We start from the raw sequence: 17523 nt of genomic DNA, 5'->3' as shown, positions 1-17523 counted from the left end.
CGAAGGTTCACACCGGACTGTTGCAGGCGAAGGTGTCCGCGGCGGTCCCGGCCATGTCGTTCAGGCACCCGCCCATCTCCTGCTGGCCGTAGAAGTTCGGGTGCATGGACTCCTGCCGCTCCCCCTGGGTGAAGCCCGACACGATGAACCGCGCCCATTCGCTCTCGGCCTTGGGCAGCGGGTTCGCGAGCGTGTTGCCGCTGACCGACTGCTGGACGCCCTTGGCGCAGACCTCATGGCCGTCGAGGGCGTCTTGGAGGTCGAGGAGGCCCACGCCGCCGACGTTCGCCGCCGCCCGCTCGTGCGACTCGGCGATCGCGGGCACGAGCGTGTCGCGGGCCCAGTCCGAGTCGTCGTTGTAGAAGGGGCATCCGCCGGCGTTGAGCCGGGCGTAGGAGGTCTCCGGGTACCGGTTGTCCGCTCCCCTCGGGATCGGCGAGGGATAGGTCTGGAGGACCAGGCGATAGTCCGCGTCCCGATACCCCGCATCGCTCATGGTGCCGCGGATGGCGTGGAGGACCTCTTCCACCTTGGTCCTCATGGCGTCGATCCGGCCCGGCATCACCGGCCCCAGGCTCTTGTTGCAGTGCCATCCGGCGTACGACGGGAGGCTGAATCCCTCGACGCAGTTCGCGATGACTTTGCCGAAGCCGATGTCGTTGCCGCCGATGGACAGCACGATGAGCTTGATGTCCTTGGCGGCGGCGTGGTCCGCGAGCTGCTCGATCTGCGGCCGCTCCCCTTTGAACGAAGTATTGAGGATGTCGTCGGTCGTCGCTCCCGAGCAGGCGATGTTGATGCGGTCGTCCTCATCGATGTCGTAGGTCCGGCCGCCGACGCGGACGGCGCTCAGGTGGTGGATCTCGGCGCCGACGGAACGGTTGCATTCGTTGGCGTACGACGATCCGTAGACCCTGGCCGGATCGTAGGAGCATGAGATCTCCCACGAGTCGCAGTTGTATGCGGCAAGGTCGGTGCCGTACCGGCTGCCCCACAGCGTATTGCCGTTGCCCTGCCAGCGGCCGGCCTCCCCCGAGATGAAGCTGTCGCCGAGGGAGATGACGGCCGGTTCCTTGGCACGTGCCGGGGCGGCCTCCTCGCCGAGGGCCGCCGATGGGGCGGCGAGCAGCGCGCCCAGCAACGCGGCGACCGCACCCGTCGCCCATGCCAGCGTCGGCAATCTACGCATTCGCACTCCCGTCACTTGTTCTCCTCTCGCGTCGAGGCCGCGCGGCGGCCGGGTTCGAGTTCGGATCGAACCCGTTCACGGCAATTCCTCCTGATGACGAACGGAGGCGCTGCCGCAAGTGGACCGTCCTGGCCCCGACACAGTGGATCATGACCATGAGGACGCCGTCATCGGTTTCGCCGCTACCGGTTGTCGAAAATCCGACAGGCGCGGGCGAGGAAGTGAGCGGCACTCCCGTCTCGACTCGAATTTCAATATGGAGTGTCGCGAGCCGCGACTGGGACTGGCGGAGTGAAGGATTCGACGCCCGCGAAGCCGAGGCGGGCTCACAGCGAAACGGGCTCCGGCCGCTCGGCGGTCGGAGCCCGTGGTGTGCTCGTTCTGCACACTCTTACAGATCGAAGTGGCACGCCACCTTGTGGCCGCTCGCGGCCTCGCGCCAGACCGGTTCCTCTTCGGCGCAGATGTCCTGCGCCCACGGGCACCTGGTGCGGAAGCGGCAGCCCGAGGGCGGGTTCGCCGGGGACGGCAGGTCGCCTCTCAGGATGATCCGCTCCCGGTCCGCCTCGACCTCCGGATCCGGGTGCGGCACCGCCGACAGCAGGGCCTTCGTGTACGGGTGCCGCGGGTTCTCGTAGATCGTCTCCGAGTCGGCCTCCTCGACGAGCTTGCCGAGGTACATGACGCCGACCTGGTCCGACAGGTGCCGGACGACGGCCAGGTCGTGCGCGATCACCAGGTACGTCAGGCCGAACTCGTCCTGGAGCTCGTCGAGCAGGTTCATCACCTGCGCCTGGATCGACACGTCCAGGGCGCTCACCGGCTCGTCGCACACGATCAGGTCCGGCCGCAGCATCAGCGCGCGGGCGATCCCGAGCCGCTGGCGCTGCCCGCCGGAGAACTCGTGCGGGTAGCGCTCCAGCACCGACACCGGCAGCCCCACGGCCTCAAGGGTCTCCCTGGCGAGGCTGCGCCGCTCGGCCCTGCTGCCGACGCCGTGGACCTTCAGCGGCTCGGCCAGGAGCATCTCGACGTTGTGCCTGGGGTTGAGCGAGCCGAGCGGGTCCTGGAAGACCATCTGCATCTTCGAGCGGAAGCGCCGCAGGCGGTCCGAGCGCAGCCCGGTCACCTCGGTGTCCCCGAGGGTCACGGTCCCGGCTGTCGGCTCCTCGATGCGCAGCACGGCCCGCCCGAGCGTGGTCTTGCCGCAGCCCGACTCGCCGACCAGGCCGTAGGTCCGTCCGGCGCCGATGCGCAGGCTCACCCCGTCGACGGCCCTGACGTGGCCGACGGTCCGCTCGACGACGACGCCGCGGCGGATCGGGAAGTGGACCTTGACGTCGTCGACGGTCAAGAGCGCCGTCTCGGTCTCGGCAGCGGTCTCAGCGGTGGTGTCGACGCTCATCGGTTTTCCTCCGTGGATACCCCGGCCTTCGAGCCGGGGAGGAAACGGACTCCTGCCGAGCAGGTCAGAGACCGGCGCAGGTGTCGCCTTCGCCGTCTGACCACCCTGGAATCCTGCTTACGAAAATCATCACTATAAGGTGAGATATGAGTGTCCAGGCGCGCCACCGGGCCTACCGGTTCCGGTGCTACCCGACCAGCGAGCAGGCCGAACAGCTGGCCCGCACGTTCGGGTGCGCGCGCCTGGTCTACAACAAGGCCCTGGACTACCGACACAAGGCATACTTCCGCCGCCGCGAGTCGGTGACCTACAACCAGACCTCGAAAATGCTGACGGTCTGGAAACGGCGTAAGGACCTCGCGTTCCTGAACGAAGTCTCCAGCGTGCCGCTCCAGCAGGCACTGCGGCACCTTCAGAAGGGCTACTCGACCTTCTTCAAGGGCCAGACCGACTACCCGCGGTTCAAGAAGAAGCGGGTTCTGTCCGGGTCGGCCGAGTACACCCGCTCGGCGTTCACCTGGTCGCGCGGGCAGCTCACCCTCGCGAAGCAGACCGAACCACTCAAGATCCGCTGGTCCCGTCGGCTGCCGGTCGACGCCGTCCCCTCGACGGTGACCGTTTCCCGTGACGCGGCCGGACGCTGGTTCGTCTCCCTGCTGATCGAGGAAGACATCCCCACGCTCCCTGAGCGGGAAGGAGCGGTCGGCATCGACGCCGGGATCACCAGCCTGCTGACGCTCTCGACCGGGGAGAAGATCACCAACCCCCGCCACGAGCGCGCCGACCGGGACCGTATCCGCAAACGACAGAAAGACCTGTCCCGGAAACGCAAAGGCTCTGCCAACTACCGCAAAGCCCAGATCAAGCTCGCTCGCGCGCACGCGCGTGTGGCCGACCGGCGTGCCGATCACCTGCACAAGCTCACGACCCGACTGGTTCGCGAAAACCAAACGATCGCAGTCGAGAACCTGAACGTGCGGGGCATGCTGGCAGGCCACATGCTCGCCCGAGCGATCGCCGACGCCTCCTGGTCGAGCTTCCGGAGCATACTGGAGTACAAGGCCGACTGGTACGGCCGCGACCTGATAGTGGTCGACCGGTTCCTGCCGACCAGTAAGACCTGCTCGGCCTGCGGAACCCTGATCGAGTCGATGCCGCTGACACAGCGGACCTTCATCTGCCCTGACACCGAGTGCGGGCACACCGAAGACCGTGATGTGAACGCCGCGAAGAACATCCTCGCCGCCGGGCTGGTGGAGAGTCGAAACGCCTGCGGAGACGGTGTCAGACACGATCCCTCCTAGGGTGAGTGCGACTGTCGACGAAACAGGAAACCCAGCCGGTGACGGCTGGAACCCCCTCCCATCCGGGAGAGGAGAAAGTCAAGCGACCTCCTCGGCCATGACGCAGCGGTGGGCGTGGGCCGTGCCGATCAGGGGCGGCTCGCCTTCCACACACTCCTCGGTCACGCGGTCGCACCTGGGCGCGAACGCGCAGCCGTCCTTCCAGCGGATGACGTCCGCGATCGAGCCGCGGATCGGCTTGAGCGGCTCGTGGATCGGCAGGTCGAGCCGGGGAATCGAGTTCAGCAGGCCGACGGTGTACGGGTGGGTCGGCTCGGCGAACAGCCTCCTGGCGGGCGCCGACTCGACGACGCGCCCCGAGTACAGGACGTTGACCTCGTCGCACAGCCCCGCCACGACGCCCAGGTCGTGGGTGATCATGAGCAGCGCGGTCCCCTCGGAGTCGACGAGGTCCTTGAGCAGCTCGAGGATCTGCGCCTGGATCGTCACGTCGAGGGCCGTGGTCGGCTCGTCGGCGATGAGGAGCCGCGGCGCGCACGCCACGGCGATCGCGATGAGGACCCGCTGGCGCATCCCGCCCGAGAGCTGGTGCGGGTACTCCCCCAGGCGGCGGCGCGGGTCGGGGATGCCGACGCGGTCGAGCAGCTGCTCGGCCTCCTTGACGGCGGCGTCGCCGCGCAGGCCGCGGTGGCGTTCGAGGACCTCGGTGATCTGGGTGCCGATCTTGACGACGGGGTTGAGGCTGGAGAGCGGGTCCTGGAAGACCATCGCCAGGTCCGAGCCGCGGCGTCGGCGCATGTCCGAGCGGGGCAGCGAGAGCAGGTCGACGCCTTCGAAACGGGCCTTGCCCGTCACGGTGACGCCCCTTCGCGGCAGGAGCCCCATGACCGCCAGGCTCGTCACCGACTTGCCGCAGCCCGACTCGCCGACCAGGCCCACCACCTGGCCCTGGTCGACGTGGAAGTCGACGCCGTCGACGGCGGTGGCGCCGCCGAACGCGACCCGCAGGTCCTCTACTTCGAGCAGTGCCACTACGACTGCCTCCTCAGCCTCGGGTCGAGCGATTCGCGCATGGCCTCGCCCAGGAGGGTGAAGCCGAGCGCGGTGACGATGATGCCCACGGCCGGGTAGATCGCCAGTTGCGGTGCGCCCGAGAGGAACCGCTGCGCGTCGGCGAGCATGGTCCCCCATTCGGGCGTGCCGGGGTCGGGGTTGCCCAGGCCCAGGTACGACAGCGCCGCCGCCTCGATGATCGCGGTGGCGAGCACGAGCGTGGCCTGCACGATCACCGGCCCCAGCGAGTTGGGGAAGATGTGCGAGAGCACGATGCGGCTCTTGGGGACGCCGAGGGAGATCGCGGCGAGCACGTAGTCCGAGTGGGCCTGCGCGAGCATCGAGCCGCGCAGGAGCCTGGCGAAGATCGGGATCTGCGCGACGCCGACGGCGATCATGACCGTCGACAGGCTCGGCCCCAGCAGGGCGGCGACGCTGAGCGCGAGCAGCAGCATCGGGATCGCCAGCGCGACGTCGACGGTGCGCATGATGACCGCCTCGATCCGCTGGCCCCACCGGCCGCCGAAGGTCCCCGAGGCGGCGGCGACGCCGCCGACCACGGCCCCGGCGGCGAAGCCGATGAGCGTGGCGACGACGCCGACGAGCATGGTCTGCCTCGCGCCGACGATCATGCGGGAGAACATGTCCCGCCCGAGGTGGTCGAGCCCGAACCAGTTCTCCGGCCGGGGGCCGGGGAAGATGCTCCGGTTGAGGAAGACCTCGTCGCCCCAGCTCTGCGCGGTGGGGTCGTAGGGGGCGATCCAGGGTCCGAAGATCGCCACCAGCATGAACAGGGCGACGATGGACGCGCCGGTGACGGCCATCGGGGAGCGCCGCATGCGCCGCAGCGACTGGCGCCACAGCGAACCGGCCTCGGCCTGCCGGGCCTGGGCGCCGGCCTCGATGAGCCGGTCGAGGCGCTCGATCTTGGCGAGTGTCATGACCGCACCCTCACTCTCGGGTCGAGGAAGCCGTAGGACAGGTCCACGATCAGGTTCAAGACCACGTAGAACACGGCGATGATGAGGATGAAGCCCATCAGCGCCGGGTAGTCGCGCTCGGTGGTGGCCTGGTAGATGAACGAGCCGACGCCGCCGAAGGCGAAGACCGACTCGGTGAGCACCGCGCCGGAGAACAGGCTGCCGAGCAGCAGGCCGATGACGGTGACCACCGGCAGCATCGCGTTCTTCATGACGTGGCGCCCGCGGATGGTCTGCGGCTTGAGGCCCTTGGCGTCGGCGGTGCGCACGTAGTCCTCGCCGACCACTTCGAGCACGCTGGCCCGGGTGATGCGGGTGATGACCGCGAGCGGGATCGACGCGAGGGCGATGGCCGGGAGCACCAGGTGCAGGAAGGCGTCCCAGGCGACGTCGAGCTCGCCGGTGATGATCCCGTCGAGGACCCGCAGGCCGGTGACCTCGGTGTAGTCCAGGCCCGGCGAGAGCCGGAACGCGGTCGGCAGCCAGGCCAGCTCTTGGGCGAAGACGACCTTCAGCATCGCGGCCAGGAAGAACACCGGGATGCAGATGCCGACCAGCGAGCCGGAGACGGCCCCGAAGTCGAGCCAGGAGCCGCGTTTGCGCGCGGCGAGGTATCCGAGGGGGATGCCGATGCCGATGGCGATCACCATGGCCGCCAGCGACAGTTCGATGGTGGCGGGCAGCCGGTCGGCCAGTTCGGTGGCGACGGGCCGCCCGCTCGACAGCGAGGAGCCGAAGTCGAGGTGGACGAGGCGGGAGAGGAACTCGCCGTACTGGCTCCAGATCGGCTCGTCCAGTCCGAGCGCCTGCCGCAGCGCCTCCCGCTGCTGGTCGGTGGCGTTGTCGGGAAGCATGCGGTTCTCGGGTCCGCCCGGGAGGGCCTTGAACCACGCGAACAGCAGCAATGTGAGTCCCAGCAACGCCACCGCCAGCTGCAGGAGGCGTTTGACCGTGTAACGCAGCATATTGAGCTATCTACTTGTTATTCCGCGGCGAAGTACAGGTCGGAGAAGTCTTCCTGCGTGAGCGGGGAGACGTCCATCGGGTAGATCTCCGGGGCGAACGCGATCGACGGCGGCGAGTGCGAGATCGGCAGACCCGGCAGCTCCTCCATGATCATCTCGTTGAGCTCGGTCCAGTGCTCGGCGCGGACCGCGGGGTCCGGCTCCGCGGCGGCCTCGGCGAGACCGTCGAAGATCGCCTGGTTGTCGAAGCCCCACTCGGTGGTCTCGGTGGAGAACCACGTGCCGAGGAAGTTGTACGCCTCGTTGAAGTCGCCGGTCCAGCCGAGCAGGTACAGCGGGCAGTCGCCGCTGCGGGTGGCCGGGATGTACTCGACCCAGGTGATCGGCGTGGCCTCGACGGTGACGCCCACGGCCTCCAGGTCGGCGGCGATGATGTCGAAGATGTCCTTCGGCGCCGGCATGTAGGGCCGGGAGACGTCGGTCGGGTAGCAGAACTTGATGGTCATGTCCTCCTGCCCCGCTTCGGCGAGGAGCTCTTCGGCCTTGTCGGGGTCGTACTCGTACTTGACGACGTCCTCGGACCAGCCGTCGAGGCTCGGCGGCATGAACTGGGTGGCGACGGTGCCGCCCGGCGGGAGGACCGAGTTGACCAGGCGCTGCCGGTTGACCGCGTAGGAGAGCGCCTCTCTGACGGTGTGGTCGGCGAGCCGCTCGTCGAGCTGGTTGTAGGTCATGTAGAGGATGTTGAACACGCCTCGGGTCGGCACCTGGAACCCGGCCTCTTGCAGCGGCACGACGTCGGCGGGCGCGACGAGGTCGTAGCCCTGGATGTCGCCCGCTTCGAGGGCCTGGCGGCGGGCGGTCTCGTCGGAGATGGTGCGGAAGATGAGGGTCTTGACCTTGGCGGGCTCGCCCCAGTAGTCGTCGAAGCGCTCAAGGGTCAGCGACTGCGCGCTGTGGTCCCAATCGACGAACTTGTACGGCCCGGTCCCGGCGAGGACGCCGGCGGTCTGGGTGTACTCGGGAAGCGGGTCGTCGGCGGTCTTGACCTGGTCGTCGGTGATCTGCGCGAGCGAGGCGGGGCTGACGATCGCCGTGGTGGCCATCGAGAACGCGCCGGGGAAGTTGGCGGTGTACTCGTGGATCTTGACGGTGGCGGTCAGTCCGTCGGCCTCGCAGCCGGCGTAGTTGGACTCGGCCTCGATGCCCATGTCGGGGTCGTTCTCTTTGAAGCCGCCGAAGAAGCTCGAGTAGTAGTACGTGTAGTTCGGCGACTGGTAGCCGCCGGTGAAGTTGTACCAGCGGTCGAAGTTGGCGCAGACTGCGGCGCCGTCGAGCGGCGTGCCGTCGTGGAAGGTCACGCCCTCACGCAGGTGGAAGGTCCACTCGGTGCCGGTCTCGTTCTGCTCGTAGCTCTCGGCCAGGCCGGGGACGATCTCGGTGCAGTCGTGCTTGAGGAGGGTGTCGAAGACCTGGCGGGTGACGCGGAAGGTCTCGCCGTCGGAGGCGAAGACGGGGTCCATGGAGGAGGGGTTGCCCGGGCTGCCGAATACGAAGGGGGTGTTCTCGTTCGCCTCCTCGTCGGGGGCGCGTTCGGCGTCCTCGCGTTCGGGGCATTGGAAGTCGAAGTTCTCGGCGGTGTTGACATCCCCCTCGGCTTCGTCATCGCCGCCCGCGCCGCAGGCGGTGAACAGGCCGAGCGCGATGAGTGCGCTTGCCGCGGCGCCGAGGGCGCGTCTGGCTATCGATGGTCGAGACGTGCGCATAAGGTATTCACCCGTCGTTCGTTGAGTATTCGGAGGTACTCCACAGCGTAGGACAAGGTGAGTTGGACCACTATTGAGCGTTATGCAACCGTGACCATATCGGCAACTATTGTTACCAATTATGCGCAACCCTCAATTTCCTAGGAATGCGTTGGGGCGCAACACATCCGAAGAAGCCTTCACGGCGCGGCCGCGGGGACGTGCACCGCGACCGGCGAGGCGGCTGTGCATCCCCAAGGGACGCACGGAGACACCGCCGTGCCAACGGTTTTCAAGGCGTCCCGAACGCGCCCGATTGAGAGGATCGACGCCGCGGCCGCACCGCCGCTGAGCCGGACCATGGCGAAGTACACCGGGCCGACCCTCGAAGTGCGTCGCTCCTAGTCGACATCGCGGCGTCCCGAGAACGCCCTGCCGAGGGTGACCTCGTCGGCGTACTCGAGGTCGCCGCCGACCGGCAGGCCGCTCGCCAGCCTTGTCACCTTGAACCCCATCGGCTTGACCAGCATCGCCAGGTAGGTGGCGGTGGCCTCGCCTTCGGTGTTGGGGTCGGTGGCGAGGATGATCTCCTTGGTCTCCCCGCTCTGGAGCCGCGTCATGAGCGAGCGGATGCGCAGGTCGTCGGGGCCGATCCCTTCGAGCGGATTGATCGCGCCGCCGAGGACGTGGTACCGGCCCCGGAACTCGCCGGTCCGCTCGACGGCGAGGACGTCCTTCGGCTCCTCGACCACGCAGATCTGCTCCTCGCTCCGGCGCTGGTCGCGGCAGATGCCGCACCGCTCGGACTCGGAGACGTTGCCGCACACGTCGCAGAACCGCACCTGCTCCTTGACGCGGTGCAGCGCCGAGACGAGCCGCTCGACCTCGGTCTTCTCGGCCGCGAGCAGGTGGAAGGCGAGGCGCTGGGCGCTCTTCGGGCCGATGCCCGGCAACTGGCCCAGCTCCTCGATGAGGTCGCCCAATGCGCCGTCGTACACGGTTCTCCTTCTTCTTTCACCCGCGAAAAACTTGGCCTATACCCTATATCTTATATCTTATATCTTATAATCTATAACATATAAGACATGTTGTATAGGATATAAGCTTGATCGGCTCCGGTCACATGCCCGGGAGGCCCATGCCGCCGCCGAGCCCGCCGAGGGCGTCGCCGAGCGGGCCCATCTTCTGGGCGGCCAGGCGCTTGGCGTCCTCGGTGGCCGCCTGCACGGCCGCCAGCACGAGGTCCTCGAGGGTCTCGACGTCCTCGGGGTCGACGGCCTTCGGGTCGATCTTGACGCCCTTGAGCTCGCCGTCGCCGGTCACGGTCGCGCTCACCAGGCCGCCGCCCGCCGAGGCGGTGACCTCGGAGGAGGCGAGCTCCTCTTGGGCCTGCATGTACTCAGCCTGCATCTGCTGCGCCTGCTGAAGCAGTTTCTGCATGTCTCCGCCACCGGGGAACATGTGCATCACTTCCTTGAACGTCTGTGGTGGTCGTGGTGGTGGGTCAAGCCTATAGGGGGCGCGCGACAGAGCAAGGCGGGCGGGATGACGCCCGGTCCGATCCGCGCCGCACGCCCTAGTGCCGCTGGATCTGCTTCGCCCCGAACGCCTGGGAGAGCAGCTTGACCGCCTGCTCCTCGCTGGTGCCGAACGAGCCGGGCGCGACGGGGTCGTCGGCCGAGGGCTCGTCGTAGTCCTCCGGCGGGGGCTCCTCGAACGTCTGCTGCGGCCGCTGCCTAGGGGGAGGCTGGGCCGCCTGCGCTTTTGGGGGCGACTTCGGAATCCGGGCCGCCTCACCCACCTCGCAGCGGACCTTCCACGATCCGCCGAGGACCTCGCCGAACACTTCGGCGACGGTGCCGTAGGCGGGCTCCTTCTGCAGCGCCCCGGCGTGGAAGGCGTGCTTGAACACCAGCACCACCTCGCCGTCGGAGGCGTCGGCGACGGTGGCCTCCGACAGGATCGCGGCGGTGGTCTTCTTGCGGTCCTTCATCGCCATCATGATCCGGTCCCACTGGCGCCGGATCGAGGCGGCGGTGACACCGCCCGCGGGCTCGGGTTCGGATTCCGGCGCGGCCGCGGGCGGTGCGACCGGCGCTGGGACCTCGGGTTCAGTTTCGGGCTCGGGGGCCGCGACCGGCGCGGCCGCCGGTTCCGGCGCCGGGGGCGCGGGACGCTCCTCGGGGCGCTCGACCGGCTCGGCGGCGGGCCGCTCGGCCGGACGCTCGATCGGGCGCGGCGCGGGAGCGGCCGCGAGCGTGCTCACGCCGTTCAGTTCGAGGGTCTCCAGGCGCTGCAGGAGCCCGGCCATCGACTCGTCCGAGCCCGGCAGGATCGCCCGCACGCAGGCGAGTTCGAGCAGCAGCCGCGGCGCGGTGGCCCCGCGCATCCCGGCCAGGCCGTCGGCGACGACCTCCGCCATCCGCGTCAGCGACCCGGTGCCGATGCGGGTGGCCTGGCTGGTCATGCGGGAGAGCTGGTCGGCCGGGGCGTCGATGAGCCCGCTGGAGGTCGCATCGGACACGTGCTGCATGACGATGAGGTCCCGCAGCCGTTCGAGCAGGTCACCGGCGAAGCGGCGCGGGTCGTGGCCGCCTTCGACGACACGCTCGACGACCTCCATGACGGCCGCGCCGTCGGCGGCGGCGAACGCCTCGCACATCTCGTCGAGCAGCCCGCCGTCGGTGACGCCGAGCAGCGCCGCGGCCCGCTCGTAGGTGACGCCCTCGTCCCCGGCGCCCGCGATGAGCTGGTCGAGCACGCTGAGCGTGTCCCGCGCCGAGCCGCCTCCGGAGCGCACGACGAGCGGGTAGACGTCCTCGTCGACCTTCGCGCCCTCCTCCTCGCACAGCTTCTTGCACAATTCGCGCATCGACGGCGGCGGGATGAGCCGGAACGGGTAGTGGTGGGTGCGCGAGCGGATAGTCGGCAGCACCTTGTCCGGTTCGGTGGTGGCGAAGATGAACAGGACGTAGGACGGCGGTTCCTCGACGAGCTTGAGCAGGGCGTTGAAGCCCTGCGCCGTGACCATGTGGGCCTCGTCGATGATGTAGATCTTGTAGCGCGACTCCACGGGCGCGAACACCGCGCGTTCGCGCAGCTCGCGGGCGTCGTCGACGCCGCCGTGGGAGGCCGCGTCGATCTCGATGACGTCGACCGAGCCGTGCCCGCCCGCGGCCAGGGCGCGGCACGAGTTGCACTCCCCGCACGGCTCCGGCGTGGGCCCGGCGGCGCAGTTGAGCGACCGGGCGAGGATGCGCGCCGAGGAGGTCTTGCCGCAGCCGCGCGGCCCCGAGAAGAGATAGGCGTGGTTGAGGCGCCCGCCGCGGATCGCGTTGATGAGCGGCTCGGTGACGTGCTCCTGGCCGACGACTTCGGCGAAGGTCTGCGGCCGGTATTTGCGGTACAGCGCGAGTGCCACGTCTTCCTCCAGCTCTCCCTCACGGTGATGCCGATGCACGGGCTCGCAAGCCCCGGGCGGGCGCGCGAGCCGTGCCTCGGCTCCGCGCCGCCTTGCAGCCACGATACGGCGTGGGTCCGACAGGGCGGGCTCCGACCGGCGCGGATGCCGCCGGTGGCACACGGACGGCGGAGGCGGTGCGCCTTCAGGGGTGGTTTCGATCACAGGCTAGCGCTATCATCTATTCACCCTCATATCCAAATATTCAAATAAAAGGAGACACCCTTGAACATCCCATCTCCAAGGCGGCGCCTCTCGCGGTGGATCACCGCGGCCCTCGGCGCCCTCGTCACCGCCGCGGGCCTCACCGCCTTCGGCGCTCCCGCGCAGGCCGCGGTCGACACCGGCGCCTGGTACGCCATCGTCAACGAGCACTCCGGCCTCGCCCTCGACGTCGAGGGCGCGGGCACCGCGAACGGCGACGCCGCCCTCCTGTGGACCCGCACCGACGCGGCCAACCAGCAGTGGCGCTTCCTCGACTCCGGCAACGGGTACTACCGCATTCAAGCCCGGCACAGCGGTCTAGTGCTCGACGTCTACGCCAAGAGCACCGAGAACGGCGCCGACATCGTCCAATGGGCCGACAACGGCGGCACCAACCAGCAGTGGCAGGTCAACGAGCAGTCCGACGGCACCGTCGAGCTCGTGAACCGGAACTCCGGCAAGGCCCTCGACAACTGGGAGTGGGCCACCGAACCCGGCAGCCGCGTCTCCCAGTACGACCGCACCGGCTCGGCCGCGCAGCGCTGGAACCTCATCGAGGTCTCCGGCGACGACGGCGGCGGCCAGACCGGCGACGGCTCGGTCTCGGACCCGAACCTCCAGTACTACGGCCGCTGGGCCGCAGACGGCTCCTGGCGCACGATGGGCTGGGCGGGCGGCTACGTCGAGGCGGCCTTCACCGGCTCCTCGATCGGCGTCCACCTTCGCAACACGATCGACGTCTGGTACTCGGTCGACGGCGCACCCGAGCAGTGGCGGCGGAACGCCTCCGGCGACGTCACCATCGCCTCGGGCCTCGACGGCGGCACGCACACCGTCCGCATCGGGTTCCGCGAACGGGCCGGGTCCTACACCGGCGACCCGGCCTTCGGCGGGTTCAATCTCGCCTCGGGCGGATCGACGGCCTCGATCGCCAGACCGGACGACTTCATCGAGTTCATCGGCGACTCGATCACCGTCGGCCAGCCGAACGGCGACCGGCCCTTCACGACCTACCCGTACCTGGTCGGCGAGGCGCTCGGCGCCGGGCACACGCAGGTCGCCCAGGGCGGCGCGTGCCTGGTCAGCACCGCGGACGGCTGCTACGGCATGATGGACTGGTTCCGCCGCTCCTCGGCGTGGGTGGGCCACGACGACTGGGACTTCTCGACGTACCAGGCCACGGCCGTGGTGATCAATCTGGGCACCAACGACATCGGGCACGGCGTCTCGACGACCGAGTTCTACGAGAACTACATCGTCATGCTGGAGCGGGTCCGCCAGGCCTACCCGGACGCCGAGATCTTCGCGATGGGCGTCTTCCGGAACCGGTACGTGACCGAGACGCGGAACGCGGTGCAGGTCCGCATCGCCGCCGGTGACGGCAAGGTCCACTTCGTCGACACCAGCGGCTGGGTCGACCCGGCCACCGACACGTGGGACAACGTCCACCCGACCGACGCGGGCCACCGGAAGATCGCGAACCTGCTGACCCCGATCATCGACCAATATCTCTAGGACGACAGGCAGGCGCCCGCCCTCGCGGTGAGGGCGGGCGCCCGTCCGTCACTGCGAGGACAGCGCCTCGGTCGGCGCGAGCCGCGAGGCCCGGATCGCCGGGTAGAGCCCGGCGACCGCGCCGATGAGGAGCGTCGCGGCGAGCCCGCCGCCGGAGGCCCACGCGGGCACCACGGCCGGCCATGCGCGCGAGGAGGCGTAGACGGCGGTCACGGCGGTGCCGATGAGGATGCCGCCGATCCCGCCGAGCGCCGACAGCAGCAGCGACTCGGCGAGGAACTGGAGCCGGATCTGGCCGCGGGTCGCCCCGAGCGAGCGGCGCAGGCCGATCTCGCCGCGTCGCTCCAGCACCGAGATCACCATCGTGTTCGCCACGCCGACGCCGCCGACGAGCAGCGCCACCGCACCGAGCCCGAGCAGCATCCCGGTGAAGGCGCTGTCCACGGCCTGGCGCGCCTCCAGCGCGTCCGAGGGCCGCGAGACCGAGACCTCGTCGGGCGAGGCGGGGTTCGCGGTCGCCGCCAGCACCGCGGCGACCTGCTCGACGTAGGCGTCCTCCGAGCGGGTGTAGACCGTCGTCGGGTGCCCGTCGAACCCGAGGCGGGCCGATGCGGCCTCCCAGCCGACCAGGACCGACAGGTCCAGTTCGGGGGCCAGCGCCACCGGTTCGAGGACGCCGACGACGGTGAACCACTGCCCGCCCAGGTAGATCTCGACGCCGTCGCCGGTGCCGGTGACGCCCAGCTGCTCGGCGGCGCTCGCGCCGAGCACCGCCGCCGGGTACCGCGCGGTGGCCTCGTTCAGCCAGACCCCGTCGGCCAGGTCGGCGCCGACGGTGTCGAGCAGGCCGATCCCGGCCGCGCGCACGGCCATCCCGCCGGTCCGCCCCTCGGGGATGCGGTCGGTGCGGTAGACGTTCGCACCGGCCACGTTCCCGGTCGCCGCCACCTCGTAGACCGGCGCTATGCGGGCGATCATCGCGACCGACTCGTACGGCAGGACCCCCTCCTCGCCGCTGAGCATGGAGGTGCCGGGCGAGACGGTGAGCAGGTTCGTCCCGAGCGCCTCCAACTGCCGGTCGAGTTCGGCGCGGCTGGACGAGGAGATCCCGACGACGCTGACCATCGCGGCGATGCCGATCGCGATCCCCAGGGCCGACAGCCACACCCGCAGCGGCCGGGTGCGCAGGCCGGTGGCGCCGACGCGGACGACGTCGCCGAGGCGCATCCGCGCCGGGCGGAGCGGGGCGGCCATTCAGACCACCCGCCCGTCGCGCATCGCGACCTGCCGGGGCAGGGACGCGGCGATCTCGCGGTCGTGGGTGATGACCACGACCGTCGTGCCGGAGCGGTGCAGCTCGCGCAGCAGGTCCATCACCCCGGCCCCGGAGGCCGAGTCGAGGTTCCCGGTCGGCTCGTCGGCCAGCAGCAGCGCCGGATCGCCGACCACGGCCCGCGCGATGGCGACGCGCTGCCGCTCGCCGCCGGACAGCTCGTTCGGCAGATGGTCGAGGCGGTGGTCCAGGCCCACCCGGGCCAGGGCCTCGGCGGCCCCGGCCCGCCGCTCGGAGGCGCGGGCGCCGGAGTAGAGCAGGCCGTCGGCGACGTTGTCGAGGACCCGCTGGCCCGCGGCGAGGTGGAACTGCTGGAACACGAACCCGATGCGGGAGGCCCGCAGAGCCGACAGCTGCCGGTCGCGCAGCCGCGCGACGTCGAAGCCGTCGATGCGGACGCTCCCGCCGGTGGGTCGGTCGAGCGTCCCGATCAGGTTGAGCATCGTGGACTTGCCCGAACCGGAGGGTCCGACGATCGCGACCAGCTCACCGGCGTCGATGCCCAGGCTGACCTCGCGGAGCGCCCGCACCCCGCCCGGGTAGGTCCGCGAGACCGCGTCGAGCTCGACCACCGGGCGCGGCCCGGCCCCGGCGGCGGCGTCCGTGACGGCGGGGCTCATGGCGGCCGGGCTCATGACGGCACCACCACCGAGGCGCCCTCCTCAAGGCCCTCGCCGCTGACCTCCACGTAGCCGTCGGCGAACAGGCCGGTCTCGACGGCGATGATCTCGGTGGCGCCGCCCGTCGCGAGTTCGAGGCCGTAGCCGCCCTCGGCGAGGCCGAGGAGGGCCTCGACCGGGACGGCGAGGACGTCCTCGACGCTGTCCCCGGCGAAGCCGACGTCGACCGCGGCCTGGTCGAGGCCGTCGAAGACCGTCGCGTCGTCGGCGGCGACGGTGACCTCGAGGACGGTCTCGCCCGCGGCGTCCGGGTCCGAGCCCTCGCTCTCGACGACGACGGTCGCGGAGCCGGTGACGGTCCCGGTGGCCTCGGTGCCGTCCGGGAGGGTGATCCCGACCGGCTCGCCGACGACGACGAGCTCCTGGTCGGCGAGTTCGACCTCGACGGTGACGACCTTGTCGAGCCCGGTGTAGTCCAGGACGGGCGAGCCGGGCCCGGCCTGGTCGCCGAGCGCCGCCTCGACCGCGTCGATGCGGATCTTCGCCGGGGCGTAGGCGACCCGGCCCAGGTCGACGGTGCCGGTCTCCTCCAGACCGAGGTCGGACTGCCACTCCTCGACCGCGTCGGCGGTCTTGTAGGTGTACTCGTCGTCGGCGGTGAAGCCGCCGTAGCCGAGCTCGGCGAGGTTCTCCTCGAACTGCTCGACGTCGGCGCCCTCGACGCCGGGGAAGAGGGACCGGTAGGCCGGGAGCGAGCCGTACAGCAGGACCACGGGCTTGTCGTCGACCGCGTAGAGCTCCTGGCCGCGCTCGATCGCGTCGCCGACGGCGGGCAGGCCGGTGATCGTGCCGTTCAGCAGGCAGCCGAGGGCGACCGCCTCGCCGTAGTCGAGGTCGCCGGAGGCGGTGACGGTCTCGGTGAGGGTCCGCCTGACGACCTCGGCGGTCGCCGGGGCGGCCTCGGTGGGCTCGGCCTCCGCCGGCCGCCCCAGGGAGGTCAGGTCGAATCCGAGCGCGGCGGCCCCCGCCGCGGCGGCGGCGAGGACCGCCACGGCGGCGGCCACGACCTTCCCGGTGCGGCCCCTCCTGCGCCTGCCGCTCATGCGTCTTCCTTGTCGCTCAGGCTCTGCTCCTCGGGGCCTTCGGGCCGGAGGTCCTTGCAGGCCTCCTCGGCGGCCGCGAAGTCGCCGTCCTGTCCGAGCTCCTCGCTGAACCTGATGCCGCCGCCCGGCTCGGGGTCCGGGAAGTCCTCGACGCCGTTCTCCCGCATGCACTCCGCGTATTCGACCAGCGCCTCGTAGATATCGGGGTCGATTCCCTCGCCTTCGCCGGGCCCGGGCATGTACTCCTCGCAGGCCTCCTCGGCCGCCTTGAAGACCTCGTCATCGGGGTCTATGCCCTTGGGCAGGGACAGCGACATCCCGCCCCCCTCCTGCTGCTCGGGGTCGGGGAAGTCCTCGACGCCGTTCTCCCGCATGCACTCCGAATAGGCGAGTGCCTGATCGAAGGCGTCCTCCGGCCCCGCTTCGCCCCCGTCGGCGCTCGCCGAGGCGGTCGCGCCGTCGGCCGAGGCCACCCCGTCGCCGTCGTCCCCGTCGCCGCACCCGGCGGCGAACAGCAGCAGGATCGGGCCGAGCGCGAGCGCTGTCTTGACGCGCATCTCGTTCTCCGTTCGTCAGCGGCCGGGACGGTCCCGACCGCGGCATCAGTACAGCGAAAGGGACGTTTCGGGGGCGTAAGCGAAGGCGGT

The 17523-nt window shown here is 70.0% G+C and carries 14 protein-coding genes and 1 pseudogene; 2 read left to right on the top strand and 13 right to left on the bottom strand.

The features are described 5' to 3' along the window. Positions 1–7 precede the first annotated feature (7 nt). Both H613_RS28510 and H613_RS28505 read right to left on the bottom strand, forming a co-directional pair. Positions 8–1189 (bottom strand): GDSL-type esterase/lipase family protein, encoded by a 1182-nt coding sequence (locus H613_RS28510; protein WP_156926210.1) that lies wholly within the window; start codon positions 1187–1189, stop codon positions 8–10. 391 nt (positions 1190–1580) lie between these two features. Continuing rightward, complete coding sequence (locus H613_RS28505; RefSeq protein ID WP_051393709.1) at positions 1581–2594, bottom strand: ABC transporter ATP-binding protein; 1014 nt, start codon at positions 2592–2594, stop codon at positions 1581–1583. 146 nt (positions 2595–2740) lie between these two features. Here H613_RS28505 and H613_RS28500 point away from each other — a divergent pair, with 146 nt between their 5' ends. Next, a complete protein-coding gene (locus H613_RS28500; protein WP_051393708.1) occupies positions 2741–3898 on the top strand; it encodes an RNA-guided endonuclease InsQ/TnpB family protein in 1158 nt (385 codons plus the stop codon). A 78-nt stretch (positions 3899–3976) separates the two neighbouring features. Here the strand turns inward: H613_RS28500 and H613_RS28495 are convergent, their stop codons facing one another. The 7 genes and pseudogenes from H613_RS28495 to H613_RS28490 form a co-directional block, all read right to left on the bottom strand. Continuing rightward, a complete protein-coding gene (locus tag H613_RS28495) occupies positions 3977–4930 on the bottom strand; it encodes an ABC transporter ATP-binding protein (protein WP_051393707.1) in 954 nt (317 codons plus the stop codon). Continuing rightward, on the bottom strand, positions 4930–5892 hold the full coding sequence (locus H613_RS0122360; RefSeq protein ID WP_026925517.1) for an ABC transporter permease: 963 nt from the start codon (positions 5890–5892) through the stop codon (positions 4930–4932). Before H613_RS0122360 ends, H613_RS28495 begins: the two co-directional genes overlap by 1 nt. Further along, complete coding sequence (locus H613_RS0122355) at positions 5889–6896, bottom strand: ABC transporter permease (protein ID WP_026925516.1); 1008 nt, start codon at positions 6894–6896, stop codon at positions 5889–5891. Before H613_RS0122355 ends, H613_RS0122360 begins: the two co-directional genes overlap by 4 nt. Positions 6897–6913: 17 nt before the next feature. Further along, positions 6914–8662 carry an ABC transporter substrate-binding protein gene (locus H613_RS0122350; protein ID WP_026925515.1) on the bottom strand — a complete coding sequence of 583 codons (1749 nt, stop codon included), beginning with the start codon at positions 8660–8662 and terminating at the stop codon, positions 6914–6916. A 380-nt stretch (positions 8663–9042) separates the two neighbouring features. After that, positions 9043–9639 carry a recombination mediator RecR gene (gene recR / locus H613_RS0122345; RefSeq protein ID WP_026925514.1) on the bottom strand — a complete coding sequence of 199 codons (597 nt, stop codon included), beginning with the start codon at positions 9637–9639 and terminating at the stop codon, positions 9043–9045. Between the two features lie 121 nt (positions 9640–9760). Further along, the gene (locus H613_RS0122340) at positions 9761–10102 is read right to left on the bottom strand and encodes a YbaB/EbfC family nucleoid-associated protein (protein ID WP_026925513.1); all 342 of its coding nucleotides are present in this window, start codon (positions 10100–10102) and stop codon (positions 9761–9763) included. Between the two features lie 169 nt (positions 10103–10271). After that, positions 10272–12062 (bottom strand): annotated as a pseudogene (locus tag H613_RS28490) (DNA polymerase III subunit gamma and tau); the annotation flags it as partial. A gap of 264 nt (positions 12063–12326) precedes the next feature. Here H613_RS28490 and H613_RS29630 point away from each other — a divergent pair. Next, positions 12327–13820 carry an RICIN domain-containing protein gene (locus H613_RS29630; RefSeq protein ID WP_051393705.1) on the top strand — a complete coding sequence of 498 codons (1494 nt, stop codon included), beginning with the start codon at positions 12327–12329 and terminating at the stop codon, positions 13818–13820. Positions 13821–13868: 48 nt separating this feature from the next. On the opposite strand, the gene H613_RS0122325 is transcribed toward H613_RS29630, so the two are convergent. Genes H613_RS0122325 through H613_RS28480 form a run of 4 tightly spaced genes read right to left on the bottom strand, consistent with a single transcriptional unit; the run spans position 13869 to position 17433 of the window. Beyond that, on the bottom strand, positions 13869–15074 hold the full coding sequence (locus H613_RS0122325; protein ID WP_026925512.1) for an ABC transporter permease: 1206 nt from the start codon (positions 15072–15074) through the stop codon (positions 13869–13871). Further along, entirely contained in the window at positions 15075–15788 is a 714-nt protein-coding gene (locus H613_RS0122320) for an ABC transporter ATP-binding protein (protein WP_084546880.1), read from the bottom strand. Then, entirely contained in the window at positions 15785–16876 is a 1092-nt protein-coding gene (locus tag H613_RS0122315) for an efflux RND transporter periplasmic adaptor subunit (protein ID WP_026925510.1), read from the bottom strand. Before H613_RS0122315 ends, H613_RS0122320 begins: the two co-directional genes overlap by 4 nt. Beyond that, positions 16873–17433, bottom strand: a complete 561-nt coding sequence (locus H613_RS28480) for a hypothetical protein (protein ID WP_035739050.1) — start codon at positions 17431–17433, stop codon at positions 16873–16875. Before H613_RS28480 ends, H613_RS0122315 begins: the two co-directional genes overlap by 4 nt. Positions 17434–17523: the final 90 nt, after the last annotated feature.

It is taken from the genome of Glycomyces arizonensis DSM 44726, assembly GCF_000482705.1.
GTDB lineage: Bacteria > Actinomycetota > Actinomycetes > Mycobacteriales > Micromonosporaceae > Glycomyces > Glycomyces arizonensis.
This window is presented reverse-complemented; position numbering and strand designations above follow the sequence as displayed.